This is a genomic window from Acinetobacter sp. Marseille-Q1623, assembly GCF_902809895.1.
GTDB lineage: Bacteria > Pseudomonadota > Gammaproteobacteria > Pseudomonadales > Moraxellaceae > Acinetobacter > Acinetobacter piscicola_A.
This window is the reverse complement of the sequence record NZ_CADDWG010000001.1, coordinates 1,054,547-1,069,747: the sequence shown is the minus strand read 5'-3', so window position 1 is coordinate 1,069,747 and position 15,201 is coordinate 1,054,547. Positions and strand designations below refer to the sequence as shown.

Here is a 15,201-nt window from a genome sequence, read left to right as displayed (position 1 = left end):
TAAAATGATCAAATTCTACTAGCAGTTTTTATTAAAAGGTATATAGTGAGCAACGTCATTTCGTTTTCATGAAATATGGTGAATTAGATACCATAAGTGAGGAAAGTATGAGTCTTTATGAGCAAATTAGCGATGAAATTGTGCTGATGGATGCGGGTGAGCAAAAATGGATTGGTCAAGATTTACCGCTTGAATCAATGGTTGCTGTAGAGTTGTTACTTCAGGATATGGCTGAAGATAAGCAAATCAAAATCCGCCGTAAAAACCATGAAAAGCAAACAGGTTTAAAGCAAATCGATCGAATTTTGGTAGAAAAGTTGTAAGTTGAAATTGATAAATATAAAGCTCCTAAATGGGGCTTTAATTTTGTTAATTGAAAATGTAAGCTTTCAAAATCATTTGAAAAAAAAGAGAATAAGATGTCAGATTTAGATATCCATCCTGATTTATTTGCAGCAATTTGTAGAATCACTGCCAATCATATTCCTTCTTATGAAAATGAATGGTGTTTAAAATTGAGAGATGAGCTATTTAGGGAGAGTGAAATTGCCTCTTGTGGATTGGGATTTGACACTGAAATTCTTTATACAACAGTACCCGAACAAAAAATATTTAAATATCGATGTTTTAAAAGTACGGATATATTAATTCAAAATATGGAAGCTGTAGAGAACTTATCTGCATGGGCTTATATGGGCTTAGATTGGTCAGATAATTTTGATACCCAATATTTAAAACAAGCAAGTAAATTGATGCTTACTCAGTTTGAAAAACCAGATTTGTTTCCTCAGAAGAAACAATCTATCGTTAATTTGATTGACTTACTTTTAAAGCATAAATGTGGATATGAACTTAGAGATATCGAGGGGCAATACACAAAGTATTTTCATGATCGAAATGATTTTTATTGTACTGATAATATGCAAAAAGTTGAGTGGTATGATCTCGTCTATATTGTTACATTACCGAATGCTAAATCCCTCATTCCGATAGAAATACAACACGTTTTAGATGAATTTGAATGTGCTGAGTACAGTTATAATCTTATAATTAAGCTGTAGTTTGTTTTTGAGCCTTCTGTGTTTACCGATATTACAACACTTGGATTTATGTTATTTAATTATGACTAATTTGGGTTTCAAAATTATTTAGATAAAAGAGTGAATTAAATGACACCATGATCTCTCATCTTTAGCTATTTTCTTGAAACTATTATAGCCATTTTCCTTATAACTGTTACTAGTATAAATCTATTTATCATCTAATAAAGCTCTTGCGAAAGTACTCATTGCGAGTTTATGCAGTTGACTAGTACAGCGATTAAGTTAATGCGTGAACCGAATCTTTTCCTTCTATTTCCATAGCTTTCACTTAATATCCTAAATCAATCATAACATATTTACAATGTTTGAATTTATTCATTGTTTTTCTTGCTAGCTTAATGTCATGCTGACTGCTATTCGATAGATCTATGCTTATGATTTGTTTGCTCTTCGGATGATAAATTACTTGCGCTTTTAGTATAAATTTCTTCTTTTTACCACTGTAGAATTTACTCTGATTTTTTTCGGGCGTTCTATTGAACATTCTATTGCGTCAATTATAACCCAGTTAAAGTGTTCATCTGCTGTGGTAATACTTCGTTTTGGTAGGGTAAACATCTTGATTTCATCAATGCATCTTCAACTTTTTTAATGGTTCGATTCACATTACTTTCAGCGACATGTTAATTTGCTGCTCATTCCAATTGAGTGTTGTGGGTAGGTAATTAATTGAGGGCTAATAACAATTGATCCTCTATACTTAAAGTATGAGGACGACCTGATTTCTTTTTAACTGATCTTGATTTTTTAGGAACTCTACCATCTCAGCAAAAACCTGACGAGGTACGTCAACCAAAGGTTTGAATTCAGAATCTGAAAAAAGGTTTAATTTCTGATATCTCATGAAATTTATATTGAGATGATTTTTACTTTCGCAAGAGATCAATTGTATTTTTTAAAATAATCTCCATTGCACCCGCAACTGAGTGCAATGAAATATTCATCTTTAAGATGAAACATGCTGATCGTGATTTACCATATGATTTTGCTGAAACATAGCTTGTAGATCTGAGCCAGAAGGGGCCTGATAAATCTTCAAACCAAACTCGGGTAAGATTGCGATTAGATGATCAAAAATATCAGATTGAATCATCTCGTAATCTCCCCAAATTGTAGTATTGGCAAAAGCGTAAATTTCCAATGGTAAACCTTCACTGGTTGGTTGCATTTGTCGAACCATAACCGTTTGAGTTTGAGAAATACCCGAATGCTGTTTTAAATAAGCAGTGACATAAGCACGAAACGTCCCAAGATTGGTTAAGCGACGTTGATTAAATGTAGCATCATTTAAAAATTGTTGATTAAACTCTTTTAACTCACTTTGTTTTTCATCCAAATATGTATCTAATAATAAAAAAGCTTTTAATTTTTTCTGCTCCTGCGCACTGAGAAAATGCACACTATTTTGATCTATAAAAATAGAACGCTTAATACGCCTAGCACCTAACTGCTTCATTCCGCGCCAGTTTTTAAAGGTATCTGTGACCAATTTGTTGGTAGGAATGGTGGTAAAGGTCTTATCAAAATTTTGTACCGTAATGGTATGTAATGACATATCAATGACATCACCATCCGCATTTAACGATGGCATTTCGATCCAATCACCGATCCGTACCATGTCATAAGATGAAATTTGAACGGAAGCAACTAAGGATAAAATGGTATTTTGGAACACCAGCATTAACACAGCAGCCATTGCACCAAAGCCAGCAAGTAAACTAAACACATCTTTTTTCAGGAATGTACCTAAAATCAGCAAAGCACAGACAATGTAAATAATCAGTTTAATTAACTGTAAATAGCCTTTGATTGGCTTGTTTCTTGACTTCGGATTTTTTTGATAGACTAAATTAAAAATACTGAGACATTCACTGATCGCTAAGGCAATCGTGACAAAAATAAAAGCTTGTCCCAACATTTGTACTATAGAAATCACTTTTGCTGATAAATGTGGAACTGTGACAATACCATTAATGATGACAATTGCAGGAACAATATTCGCAACTCGGCGAATAACACTATGCTGTGACAAAATATCACGATTTGCGAATTTTAATTTTTCAATCAATTTGCGGATGCCACGTACCACAATTTGTTTAGCAATAAAATTTGCCAATAAAGCGAAAAAAATCAAAATACTGAGTGAAGTTAGCATCTCTAACCAAGGATATTGATCTGACCAATCTTGAATATTTTGGATAAAAGCAAACTTTTCCAAAAGTAAAAACCTCTCATATATTTGATTAAGGCAATTCTATTGATTTGTAATGACAATATCCTGATTAATAACGATTTTGCTACATTGTTTGCACAGAAATGATCTATCTGCAAAATGCTGTTTGGTTGTTTTAAGCGAACATAAGCAATCAGTATCGTACTTTTTGTTCTAGCTTTAATGGGAAGATTTAAGCTTAGGCATGGATATAGCAGGTAACTTTTTACATATATTTATCTTGATTTTCACTTCAGTTAGTTTTTAAGATAATTTTTAACAATGATATTTTGATTGGTTGAGAAATCACCATTATTTGGATTGATTGTTCTATTCATGCAACATATCGTTTTACAAGTAACGCTGATTTAAGATTAAAAAAGTTTAAACTGAAAACATTCAGAAGTGAGATTAAAAACATGAACATTAAAGCATTTACATTAGGTTTAGTTGTTGCATCAGTTGCTGTAGCTTCGGTTGCAAAACCTGTGGATTATAAAATTGATCCAACACATACCGCGACAGTATTTAATTGGAATCACTTTGGTTTTTCTACACCATCAGCAAATTTCAGTGACATTCAGGGAACAATCTCTGTAGATAATGCAAAACCTGCAAATTCTTCAGTGAATGTAACCATTCCATTAGCAAGCTTAAATACCAATGTAAAAGCTTTGGATGAGCATTTAAAAACTGCTGACTTTTTTGATGCTGAAAAATATCCAAACATCACGTTTAAAAGTACAAAAGTACAAGCTCTAGGTAAAAACAAATACAAAATTACAGGTAACTTAACTGTGAAAGATGTGACTAAACCTGTGGTATTAGATGCAGTACTAAATAAACAAGGCGTGCATCCGATGACTAAAGCACAGGCAATTGGTTTTAATGCAACAACGTCATTTAACCGTTCTGCATTTGGTGTTGGTGGTTATGTGCCAAATGTTGGCGATAAAATCACTGTAAACATCACTACTGAAGCTTCAGTTGCTACAGATAAGTAATATTATCAATAGCTTGTGTTGAAAAATTATTTTTTAGCACAAGCTATTTTGTCGTTTATGTTGCGCTAAAAGATGAGTATTTTACCTATTTTTACTATAAAATAAGAATAATTATAAGTTTATTACGCCAAGATTACGCCAGAAATGAAGATCCCAAAGCCACGCAAAAGAGGCAACTCATTCCGTATTGAATTAATGTTTAATGGGCAGAGAATCAGTGCCACAAGAGACACTGAAAAAGAATGTGAACAATGGGCTGCTTTGAAATTATTAGAACTTAAGACTGGTAAAGCGCAAGTTGATCAAGGTATTAAACCTAGCTTTCCATTTAAGCAACTTTGTGAAAAATATTATCTCGAGAAAGGCAGTAAATTAAAGTCTGCATATGTGATTCGAAATAAATTAGATAATATCGACAGAATTTTGGGTGATCTGGCCACAAAGTCTATTCATGACGTTACACCCAATGATGTTGTTAGGTGGCGTAACAAACGCCTTGAGGAAGTTAAAAGCAGTACGGCATTGCGAGAATTTGCAATGTTCTCATCCATTATTACCTATGCACAAAAAGAATTATTTTTAATTGATCGTAATGTTTGGCAAACCGTTGTTAAGCCAGATAAAGGCAAGGGGCGTAATCAGCGGATTAGTATTGAAGATCAAGAAAGATTAATTCAGTTTTTTAAATGGGACATAACCAAAAAACCAACTAGAGTGATGCATTACACATGCTGGGCTATGTTATTTGCACTTGAAACTGCAATGCGCCAAGGCGAGATTTTAGCAATGAGGCGTGAACATATAAAAGACGGTTTTATATTTCTACCCATGACAAAAAATGGTGAATCTCGAAATGTACCATTATCTAAAGAAGCTAAAAGGCTTTTAGATCTCATTCCTTTGGATCAAGATTATATTGTTCCTGTAAAGCAGAAGTCTTTAGGTAGAACTTGGATTAGAGTAAGAGGTGAAGCAGGGCTACCACATATTAATTTTCATGATACACGGCATGAAGCGATTACACGAATGGTGAAAGTTAGGAAGTTACCTGTGGAAGTTTTGGCGAAAATTACTGGGCATAAGACTATTGGGATATTAATCAATACTTATTACAACCCAGACGCGCAGGATCTAGTTGAGATGTTTAATGAAACCGAGAGCTAATTAGCTCTCGGTCTGCCTCTTTGTTTTTTTGTAGTTAGTACATTATGTGCAAGTTGGGGATTGTACAAACATTTTCCTGCTGTGCCTTGATTAATACTGACCAATTTATCTCGAATTGTATTTACACTGAGGTTGTAAATTTTTGCAAGTTGAGCTGCTGAGACCAATTTAACTTCAACTTCTTTCAATTCCTTAACAACAGCACCGCCAATATTTTGCCCAATTGTGACATGGGGTGGGCTGTTAGATTCGACTACAATTAAATATTCTTGCAATGCTCCCATCACGCCACCTTTTCCTTTGCCCACCAAGCAACTGGACCATCATCTGTATCGTTTATGGCTATAAGAAACCATCCATCACCTTTCGGCGGGGTAGGTTGCCATTCCTTAACAGCATCAACATCACCTTCACCCCAATATTTATCTGCCAATTCCTCGGTGCAATCCCATTCCATCGCACTACAACGCACATTAATATTGAAATGGATTAACATCGTTGAATGCTCTGATTCAGTCATACATTCACGATCACCAAGCAAATTACAAAGATATTCATTCAAAATTGGATGAACCCAAAAACCACACTTGTCACGAATAACTTCTTCGGGTTTTAATTGATTGATTTCCATCACACAACCTCAACTTCTTAAATGTTCTTCAAATTCAGCACCTAAAGCCATAGCAAGACTATTGCCATTTAACTCACTAGTGACCAATCCATACTGTTTTTTAAAGCGAAAGTTAAATGCTTTACCATCGGCTAAAATTTTTACCTTATATCCCAATTTTTCTAGCCAAAGTCGAAAGGCTAGAAGGTTTTTAGCTTTGACGACTGTTTTCATTATTGAGCATCTCCATTAGGTCCATTCTCTAACTCAAATCGACGTGCACGAATGTAGCCCATGAGTTTCGGCTGAATGTCTGGATGACGACCACTAACATCAATTTCTAGTGCATCTAACGTGGTAAGGTCGGGTGCATTTTGGATCTGCACCATCAATGATGGTGGTTGTTCAATAGGTTGAGCATCAACACTCAACTCGCTTAAGCGTTTATGAATTGCCTGTAATAAAGGTTGGCGTTGTTCAGCTGACCATTTATTTGTATATCGAACCAAAGCATTAGCTTCAGCAGGACTTTGTGCTTGACTTGCTCTATTGATTAAATCTGTAAGTTTTGTTTGGTATTCACGTTCAGCCTTTGCATTAGCTTCTTTGGCCAAAGCTTTTCTACGAAGTTCAATATGCCCATCCAGATGATTTTTGTGTGTAAATATCAACTTAGGATTGTTGTGAATCTCAGTCGTAATAGCGTCCAATTCCTCAGCGCTCATTTGAAAAATTTTGTACGTTAGTTCCTGTTTGATTTCAGCGCTTATGTGAGACTTTTCCTCATCACTATTTAGAGAAAAATCCTCATTTAGTTTGTCTTCTGAAATAGTTACATTCTCTTGGCTTGCAATCTCAATATTAGACTGAGGTGTATACGTTTTGGGATCTAACTCAAGTAATTTGTCTTCAGTTAGTTTGCACAAGTATTGATGTTGTTTACGCTCCAAATGACCATTAGCAAAAAACACTGGTCGTAATGAAAGTACAGCATCTGCTGTGGTACAAGCCGAGATTTGATTAGTGAATTTTTCAACTATTGCTTTAGAATCCGTCTCTATTGCATCAACATCTTCAACGGTGAAAGCAGGGTTGCTTTTTGGTGCTGGTTTCGCTTCAACCACAGGCTCTTTTTTACGTGTACGCTTTTTAATAGGCTTTTCTTCTGCAGTCTCAACAGGAATTGATTTATTAACTTCTGCGATAGTGCTTTCAATCGCAGCTGGAGCTTCAACTTCGATAGGATCTAATGAACCGCCGTTTAAAGTAATGAATGCACGTGCATGTGCAATAGCATCATCTGCGGTTTTATGTAAAAGCTTTGATGCAATCAAACGTTTTAAATAAGTAACATTGTCGGCAGTACTTAAAATTTCAATAGGACGATTTACATCTAAAAGATTAGGTGCGTAATACATGGCAGAATTGATTAAATCATCTGCACCTTGGATACACTCAGGCACTTCTAGATCTAATTGGCCAATCGTCATAAAACGAGGTGCAAGGCAAAACTCGTAATCAGCACCAAAGAACACAGTAGCAGGGAACTGACTCAACTCGCCAAAGTCGAGCAGTTGCCCGACTGCACGACACAACACTGCTTGACCAGATGACATTGCTTCAAAAGCTTGTTTAGCGTTTAAAATATCCATTTGTTATCCCTCAGTGGTGCATTGCTTGTTGTGGTGAGTTTTGATTTTGTTGGGTTTGTTTTGTTGGCCAACCCATTTGATCTGCTCGAGCACGACAGGCATTATTAATATGTGTTTCATATTTTGTGCCTTTAAATGTCTTAGCAGCAGTGAGCAAAACACTCTTATCCTCAGTCTTTTGAATTGCAGCTAAGGCAGAGTTATAGATCTGTTGCTGTGTTCGAGTATCCTTGGGTTTTAGTGGGGTAGTTTGTTGTTGAATAGGCTGTTGCATGTTCTGGTTTTGTTGCTGATTAGATTGTTGTGAGCCTTGATTTTGCTCGTACATAGTTGCTTGTTTTTGTTCTTCTGGTAGATCCTCACCAGCGTAGATATAAAGCCCTAAACCGTGTACAGCAATACCTTTAACAAGACAACGCATCATTGCCTTGTTAATATCAACAGCATTAGGGTTAGCAATTGCCTTATTGCTATAGTTCATTACAGGTAAAAACATATACATTGTTTTCCCGTAAACAGTGATATCACAATGAACCATCATTGAACCATCAGGGTAAATAACTGGCTCACGAAAAACCCAATTTGCCTGAGGATCTAGGCGCATTAATTGGTCAACAGCCCAAGCCCACGATAAATAAGACAAGCCATTTTTCTTTTCAATATGTCCAGAAACATTAATAGCTGCGAGCTTTGAGAAATTATTCACGTTTTCAGACGAGTTTTGGTTGTTAGGATTAGTCATTAGTAATTACCTCCTAAGCCACGACGTGCACGTTTCCATTGCTTATATTCAGGAGATGAAAAGTGGCCAAGATTATTCAGTACTTCGTAATAATCAGAATTGGCTTTTGCAGTAGCCGCCTTTGTGAGCATTTTATTTAGCTTTTCTGAAACCTGATTGTCTTGGATCTGATAAAGTGAATTTGAGTATTCACGATATAAATCATAAGTTTGTAAGAAGCCATTTAAAGCAAAATTTTTTTGAGCTTTGGGTTTTAAGACATAGAAAGTAGGTTCTTCAATACCTACACGGTAGCGAGCACCCAAATCGGTTTCACTGTCAAATTGACAAAAGAAAACAGGTTTTTTAAACAATGAGTTTTCCATCAGATCGCCTCCACCAAATGATTTTTTTCAATAAAACCCACGAGCACGTTATTAAAGTTGCGGTGGTCGATCTGGTCGGTGAAGTCGCGATATGGGTTGCCTTTTTCATCAAAGACTTTAATTTCGCCAAGTTCTTTAATTTCTACAGCTGTGAAGTCATAACCTGGTACGCCGTTGCTGTCTTTATGTGCTTCATAGCTAAAAGGGAACTTCACAGTAAAGTCATCAAGTTGGATAACCGCATAGCCTGTGCTCATTGATGTGATTTCAACGGTTTGCACAGCATAAGTGGAAGGGATGTATTCAGATGCTAAAGGCGGTTTGTATTCAGTGGCCTTAGGCTCATGAATGAAAGCAGCTACACCCGTAGTGATTAGAGCGCTGAGCGCGAATACTTGGAAAAAGCGCTTTGGCTGTACACTGTGTGTAACAGTGGGGTTGATGGAATTTAGTTTTGCATTCATAATTGATCTCGCATTAAGTTGTAAAAAGCGCATTGGAGTTAAGAGGTCAATGCGTTTTTTTGTTGCCTGTGATTCAATTATGCATATATGCATTATTAAATGCAATATGAATTTATGCATAAATGCATTATTTATGCATTTGTGATTTAATAGACAAAAGAAAACCCCGCAATTGCAGGGTTTCTTGTTTCAATATTTAATTATTTTTTATTTTCTTCTTTAAATTCTTCAAAGTCTGCTTTACGAATCATGGCATGAATTCCTTTAGTTTTGTCTACAACTTGAGAAACTTGAAAATCAGTTGCTGCACTTAAATAAGCGTAAGCAATTTCCTCTTCTATACCAAACTCATTTTTAAGGAATGCAATAGCTTCACGAGTAGACTTCTTCATTGCTTCGTCAAGGTCAGCATCTAAACCCGGGGTGATCCAGAATTCTGCATTTTCTGCTAAGGGTTGCTTAATCTCTTTACCAAGTATTTTGTCTCGACCTGATTTGAGTAGAGTAATTTTAAATGTAGCGCGAGTTGAGCCTTCAAGAGCCGTTAAAGAAACCTCACCATCCCCTTGAACAAAGTGACCATCCCCAGTGTAAAACATAGCACCAGGTACTTGGACAGGGTAGTAGGCTGTTGCGCCAGCACCGAGTTCATTAATATCAATATTACCTCCAAAGAATGATGGTGGTACTGAATTCACAGGTTCACTTGTATTTGGCGCAACTCCCATGGTTCCCATAAATGGATATAACGGAAAGCGAATAGACTTCCCTGAGGCTGTTTTCATAACACCTTCATATTCACCTTTTTCATTTTTTTCGATAGGGGTAAAGATAGAAACATTACCGAATGATGCAGGGTTATCAACTGAAGGGTTTGGACTTGCTGGTGTTTTAGGAAATTCACCAACCAGTGTACCTTTACCGTGTCGGTTTGAAACTACCCCATAAGGAACGCGAGGCTCAACTTTAAGAATCTCTACTTTTAGTACATCACCAGGCATGGCACCTTCAATCGCTACAGGACCTGTAATAATGTGTGGACCATCTTTAAAGAAGTCATGTTTTAGTTTTGATTTGGTAATTAATTTAGCTTCATCCAAAATAGAATCTGATTTTACACCTTTAGATTTAAAATACTTTTCTGCATCACGCCCTTGATCCTCAAGTAAACCTTCATGAGAAACTGTATCAAATGTTACTGTACTGCCAGATGGGATAGTTAATACAGATTTAGAGTCTTTGTTTGGCAAGTAGCCCCATTGAATTGTTGAAAGTGTAGATGGAACATAATAGTTACCAGCATAAGGTCCACTTTTAAGAATTGTAGGTTTATCAGAGATTTGTTTTAGTACAACAAAATCATCAGCATAAGCAGAACTAAAGATTGAGCAACCCACAACGAATAGTGATAAAAGTGACTTTTTCAAAATAAAAACTCCGTTCTTAAGTAAATTTTAAGATTTGTAGTTTTCTAGTTGCAAATTCGATGCCAATTTAATATTTAAGAAATACACTCAAATTCTGGGGTGAGAGTGAGACATGGTTATCGGTATTTTATCGAATATTATTATTTTATATTTGATATTGCACAAGATTTGTAGAAGAACTATTTTTTGATGCATAAAATGCACCTTTTAGTTGCCCTCTGATTTTATTTGGCTCATATGAAATAAAACCCACATCATGTGGGTTTTATTTTAAAGATTATTTTTTGTATTCAGTAATGTTAACTGGTCTGCCTTTTACGAACTCAACCACTCCTTCACCATTCTTAAAATGAATAGATACCCCATCATCATTTGCCAAACGGACACCACTTCCTGATACTGCAGCTTTTAAGTGAATTACTCGTCCAGAGTTATCAGTCATTTCTGCCGTTTCAAAGTTGTCTGATGATTTTAGTTGGATGGTAAGATCCATTGGTCCTACAAAGTTAATTACTTGGGTTTCTGCAGGAATACTTGGTGTGCTTTCCACGGGTTTGGTTGATTGTATAGGAGACGAGTTACAACCTGTTAGTGTCAATGCGATAGCAATTAGTGAAGAACCTATTAAGTATTTCAAGCTTTTACCCTTTATATTAAATGTCAAAGATATGATTTACTGAAAAAACATCACTAGCATTGCATAAAAGAGAGTTTATTGTTAATAGTTTTTCACTAATAGCTCGTCATAAAGTCCTCTACGAGCACTTTCACTAGCTATAACACTATGCCTTGAAACTTTAGATAAATGAAAATTATCTTTGTATAGGTCAATAACAGATTGATGATATGCATTAGTCATTAAAAATTTAGCACCTCTATCGTGTGCGCTTTTTAGAGCTTTGGAAAGACGAATTTGATCTTCCCACGAAAACATTGTTTCATTATATTTTACAAAACCATTATTATTATGCTTTACGGTATAAGGTGGGTCTACAAAAATAAAATCATTTTTAGATGCCTTATTTATAGATTCCTCAAAGTCACAACTTTGTAGCAGAGTGTTTTTTAATTTTTCAGAAAGTTTATTAAAATCATCATGATCCAATAGTACTTTGGTTTTTGTACCAATAGGAACATTGAATTCACCTTTAAGATTTACTCGGTACAAAGCATTCCAGCAAGTGCGATTTAAATAAATGAATTGAGCTGCTTTTTCTATGTCATTTATATACTTTGTAGCACGAGTTTTATAGTAATATTCCTTATTATGTAGGTTATGGTGTTCCTCCAATAATTCTAATATACCTTGGGGGTTATCCCTAACAGCAACATAGCAATTAATCAAATTAATATTATAGTCTGATAAAATTGCGTTGCTAGGGCATAATGCAAAAAACATTGATGCCCCCCCTAAAAAAGGCTCTATATAAACATTAAAGTTATGAGGAATAGTTTGTAGATGGTTTTTTACAAACCATCTTTTACCACCAGCCCATTTTAAAAATGGCAAGCATGAAATATTTTCATCTTTAACAGAGGGTTTCAATTGAAGCTCCACGCAGCAGCAACATCCAAATCGGTAAATTTTAACAGATTTGAATAAGTTTCAGCAGGTAACTCCCACAAAGTTTTTGGTAAATTAGAGAAGATAGATGAATTAGAGGTTATAAATTCATCTAGTTCACAAGAATAGTCGATCAAGCTATCTTCTGCAGTTGCCCTTATCCAAGGACTATTATTGAGCTTTGTATGAAACCATACTTGTATATCTTCATTTTTCTTTCCAGATGATTGCAGATTACTTTTTAATGAAGAACAAGCCAACCTCATTAGTAAAATAGCTCTATAAAACATAAATTTAATTGAATTAATGTCTGAAGAGTTAGCTAATTTTTTTAGCTTTATTGATAAGTCAGAAGTTTCATGAGTTTGTTTAGCTAATATTGATGCATATGACTCATCCATTGATAAGTTTTTACAAGCTTTATTGAAAAATAGAGTAATATTTCTAGAGCGAGTTTCTCTTGTCTGATTTGAGAATTGAGCTTGAACTGACATAAAAAATATCTCCTTATCAAGGTACTCAAAAAAATCGCTATTTTCATCTAAAGAAAAAATATAATTGAGATCTTTAAATAAGAAATCTATACCATGTTTTAAATCTGGAGTTTCAAAAATAGAAAAATCCTGATGAGCTCTATAACTAAATTCATTTCTTAAATTTTTGTCATGAGTATATGGTAATTCTTGATTGTGTAAATTGGTTAGCCAGCCCATCAGTAATTTTGATGAGTATGGGGCCTCACCTGCATTCAACCATGTTTTATATGGAATTCCATTAAATAGAAAGGTTTTATTTAGTAAATCATCAGATTGACTTAAATCTGCCCAGGCTTGAAACAATGACCAAGCTCTATTGTGAGAGGTACCATAACCTTAATTATCTTTGTAATACTCTTAAATCCATCAGGAGTGGATATTAAATAATTTTTATCAAAGCAAATAAATCCTTGAGAGGCTAAAAGAGAGTTTAACCATCTTAGCTCTGAATAATATAATAAATGTGTAGAAACTTTGAAATCGTTATTTAAAAGGGATTTCAAGAAACATTTAAAATAATTAAAACCATCCAAGAAATGATTAAAAGCCGTTAAATTAACCAACTCTCCAAAATCATTAGTTGTAATACAGTTTTTATGGGAGCTTTCAAGCTTTTGCTTTATTGTTTGGTCTAGGTCATCACTTTTAAAGTAATTATTTGAATTGCTAAAATTCCAATACTTATCATTAAAATTTCTGATATTAGGAAAATAGTTTCCTAAAATTTGATTCGAATAATTCATACTTAACAAATGAGAAGTTAGCCTGCTAATAGGAGGTGTAGAAGACACTATTAACACTCCTTATTATGCTCGATTATTGCATCGCGTAATGAAATATAGCCACCTGTACCTCTATAGGTTTTACGCTGGGTAATTTGATCTTGTGTTAAATTATCAGCTTTTGCACTTCTCCAATCAAAGGTTGCTATTTTATTTGCAAGATTTTTAATGTGGTCTTTTAGGGACAGATTTTCATAGAAAACTTCAGCGTTATCTAAGAGTTCCAAAACATGATTAATGTTACTCAAGTTATCTTCAAATTCCTCTTCTTGAAGCCAAGAGTTTAACATTTCGAATTTTAAATCATCGCAAAAGTAATGATTAATTACCATGCATAGCGCATTGATACCACTATCCATATTTAATAGCGACTTATCACCACTCCAAGCTTTTTCTAATATTGAAGTAGATATTAATTCAATATTAGTTTCTAATTGATGTGGCCATGATGTTTTATCAATTTTTATTAATGAATTCAAAGCACTATGTAAGCATTGACCAAAATAAATTAGAAATGCGGCCTGTTGGGGGCGAGTCCAAGGTAAAATTCTTTTATTTGGAAATGCTTGAAATAGCCCTCCTTCTTTAAAGAAGTTGGTGGTTATTGCGCGTACCCATGTTGTTTGCTTAACAAATGGAGAACCTCTTTCACCAAGCATGTTGATTTTTTTATGCCAAGGACTGTTATTGTATGACCATAATGTTTCAACAATTTCTTGAGCACGGGCTTCTTTATAAATTCTATGTACAGAGGGATTTTCCTCTAACCAATCTTCGGTTCTTAAAAGTGGATACATATCATACGCTAAGCTTGCATTGATCTTTTCAGGTGATACGTTTATTGACCAAAAAAGATAAGCTTGCCAACTAATATCTAAATCAATAAATGCAATTACTGGAAAATAAAAGTCTTCAGCTTCCGGTATGCAACCTTTACCATCCTCTGTTTTAAAAGCAAAAAGACGGTGCTGACCATCAATGATTTCAATGGGATTTAAATTTTTTGCTTTCCAATTTTCAGCATCTTCACAATATTGCTGTGGAAGCTTTAGAGTAGCCATCATAGGATGAGTTTCATGGTTAATTATTTCAACCATGTCCTCTTTATCAACGGATAGTGAAATAGAACCAGCTTTTTTAGGGCTCTGAATAATATTAACAACAATGCCAGTTGGTAACCAACCTGGCTTTTTCATGTGATTTCGCTCATGTCTAACAGCATCATTAAATTCACAATATGGATATCCAAACTTCACAAATTCTTTAATTTTATTTGAACGCTTTTTATTGTGCATACGTTGAATACCAATATCACCAGATCTAGTCTCAGAGTTGTCAGTATTTCTCTCATATACATCAGATAGTTTAATTAAGTCTTTGGCACTCATAGAAAGTGTATAAAAAAACTTATTTGGTTGTCGTCGATATTTTGACTCTTCCCAAATAACATCATCCCAATGTTGTTGCCATTGATCAATTTTGATAGCTGGATATTCTTTGATACTCATTGTTAACCCCAAAAGTTAATAATATTTAAAGCTTTATAATACATTTAATTATATCTAATAACTATATG

18 protein-coding genes and 1 pseudogene are annotated in these 15,201 nt (G+C 34.6%); 4 read left to right on the top strand and 15 right to left on the bottom strand.

The genetic code is table 11. The features are described 5' to 3' along the window. Nucleotides 1–107 precede the first annotated feature (107 nt). Together HUV91_RS05095 and HUV91_RS05090 are read left to right on the top strand one after the other, a co-directional pair. The gene (locus HUV91_RS05095) at nucleotides 108–323 is read left to right on the top strand and encodes a hypothetical protein (protein ID WP_130073642.1); all 216 of its coding nucleotides are present in this window, start codon (nucleotides 108–110) and stop codon (nucleotides 321–323) included. A gap of 96 nt (nucleotides 324–419) precedes the next feature. Then, nucleotides 420–1,061 carry a hypothetical protein gene (locus HUV91_RS05090; RefSeq protein ID WP_174492750.1) on the top strand — a complete coding sequence of 214 codons (642 nt, stop codon included), beginning with the start codon at nucleotides 420–422 and terminating at the stop codon, nucleotides 1,059–1,061. A 224-nt stretch (nucleotides 1,062–1,285) separates the two neighbouring features. On the opposite strand, the pseudogene HUV91_RS05085 reads toward HUV91_RS05090, so the two are convergent. Then, nucleotides 1,286–1,947: pseudogene (locus HUV91_RS05085) on the bottom strand (transposase). A 102-nt stretch (nucleotides 1,948–2,049) separates the two neighbouring features. Next, a complete protein-coding gene (locus tag HUV91_RS05080; RefSeq protein ID WP_174492749.1) occupies nucleotides 2,050–3,321 on the bottom strand; it encodes a mechanosensitive ion channel family protein in 1,272 nt (423 codons plus the stop codon). Nucleotides 3,322–3,734: 413 nt separating this feature from the next. Between HUV91_RS05080 and HUV91_RS05075 the strand changes: the two genes are divergently transcribed. Both HUV91_RS05075 and HUV91_RS05070 read left to right on the top strand, forming a co-directional pair. Beyond that, the gene (locus tag HUV91_RS05075; RefSeq protein WP_130073639.1) at nucleotides 3,735–4,319 is read left to right on the top strand and encodes a YceI family protein; all 585 of its coding nucleotides are present in this window, start codon (nucleotides 3,735–3,737) and stop codon (nucleotides 4,317–4,319) included. Nucleotides 4,320–4,463: 144 nt separating this feature from the next. Continuing rightward, entirely contained in the window at nucleotides 4,464–5,483 is a 1,020-nt protein-coding gene (locus tag HUV91_RS05070) for a tyrosine-type recombinase/integrase (RefSeq protein WP_174492748.1), read from the top strand. On the opposite strand, the gene HUV91_RS05065 is transcribed toward HUV91_RS05070, so the two are convergent. The 13 genes from HUV91_RS05065 to HUV91_RS05005 all read right to left on the bottom strand — a co-directional run bounded on the left by HUV91_RS05065 (nucleotide 5,480) and on the right by HUV91_RS05005 (nucleotide 15,133). Further along, a complete protein-coding gene (locus HUV91_RS05065; RefSeq protein WP_174492747.1) occupies nucleotides 5,480–5,767 on the bottom strand; it encodes a DNA-binding protein in 288 nt (95 codons plus the stop codon). The two genes, HUV91_RS05070 and HUV91_RS05065, sit on opposite strands and share 4 nt — an antisense overlap. Beyond that, entirely contained in the window at nucleotides 5,767–6,114 is a 348-nt protein-coding gene (locus HUV91_RS05060) for a hypothetical protein (protein WP_130073636.1), read from the bottom strand. The genes HUV91_RS05065 and HUV91_RS05060 overlap by 1 nt, the downstream gene beginning before the upstream one ends. 9 nt (nucleotides 6,115–6,123) lie before the next feature. Further along, nucleotides 6,124–6,327, bottom strand: a complete 204-nt coding sequence (locus tag HUV91_RS05055) for a hypothetical protein (protein WP_174492746.1) — start codon at nucleotides 6,325–6,327, stop codon at nucleotides 6,124–6,126. Beyond that, nucleotides 6,327–7,745, bottom strand: a complete 1,419-nt coding sequence (locus HUV91_RS05050) for a hypothetical protein (protein ID WP_174492745.1) — start codon at nucleotides 7,743–7,745, stop codon at nucleotides 6,327–6,329. Before HUV91_RS05050 ends, HUV91_RS05055 begins: the two co-directional genes overlap by 1 nt. A 10-nt stretch (nucleotides 7,746–7,755) precedes the next feature. Then, nucleotides 7,756–8,487, bottom strand: coding sequence for a DUF1071 domain-containing protein (locus HUV91_RS05045; protein WP_174492744.1), 732 nt, complete (start codon nucleotides 8,485–8,487; stop codon nucleotides 7,756–7,758). Then, nucleotides 8,487–8,852 (bottom strand): hypothetical protein, encoded by a 366-nt coding sequence (locus HUV91_RS05040; protein WP_174492743.1) that lies wholly within the window; start codon nucleotides 8,850–8,852, stop codon nucleotides 8,487–8,489. Before HUV91_RS05040 ends, HUV91_RS05045 begins: the two co-directional genes overlap by 1 nt. Next, nucleotides 8,852–9,409, bottom strand: coding sequence for a hypothetical protein (locus HUV91_RS05035; protein WP_228721841.1), 558 nt, complete (start codon nucleotides 9,407–9,409; stop codon nucleotides 8,852–8,854). Before HUV91_RS05035 ends, HUV91_RS05040 begins: the two co-directional genes overlap by 1 nt. 107 nt (nucleotides 9,410–9,516) lie before the next feature. Continuing rightward, nucleotides 9,517–10,746 carry an acetamidase/formamidase family protein gene (locus tag HUV91_RS05030; RefSeq protein ID WP_174493590.1) on the bottom strand — a complete coding sequence of 410 codons (1,230 nt, stop codon included), beginning with the start codon at nucleotides 10,744–10,746 and terminating at the stop codon, nucleotides 9,517–9,519. A 274-nt stretch (nucleotides 10,747–11,020) separates the two neighbouring features. Continuing rightward, on the bottom strand, nucleotides 11,021–11,380 hold the full coding sequence (locus HUV91_RS05025) for a hypothetical protein (protein ID WP_174492742.1): 360 nt from the start codon (nucleotides 11,378–11,380) through the stop codon (nucleotides 11,021–11,023). Nucleotides 11,381–11,461: 81 nt separating this feature from the next. Next, nucleotides 11,462–12,289, bottom strand: coding sequence for a DNA adenine methylase (locus HUV91_RS05020; RefSeq protein ID WP_228721840.1), 828 nt, complete (start codon nucleotides 12,287–12,289; stop codon nucleotides 11,462–11,464). Continuing rightward, nucleotides 12,286–13,146 carry a hypothetical protein gene (locus HUV91_RS05015; protein WP_174492740.1) on the bottom strand — a complete coding sequence of 287 codons (861 nt, stop codon included), beginning with the start codon at nucleotides 13,144–13,146 and terminating at the stop codon, nucleotides 12,286–12,288. Before HUV91_RS05015 ends, HUV91_RS05020 begins: the two co-directional genes overlap by 4 nt. Then, nucleotides 13,122–13,634: a hypothetical protein gene (locus HUV91_RS05010; protein ID WP_174492739.1), complete on the bottom strand. Its 513-nt coding sequence runs from the start codon at nucleotides 13,632–13,634 to the stop codon at nucleotides 13,122–13,124. The genes HUV91_RS05015 and HUV91_RS05010 overlap by 25 nt, the downstream gene beginning before the upstream one ends. A gap of 2 nt (nucleotides 13,635–13,636) precedes the next feature. After that, nucleotides 13,637–15,133, bottom strand: coding sequence for a DGQHR domain-containing protein (locus tag HUV91_RS05005; protein WP_174492738.1), 1,497 nt, complete (start codon nucleotides 15,131–15,133; stop codon nucleotides 13,637–13,639). Between the last annotated feature and the right edge of the window lie 68 nt (nucleotides 15,134–15,201).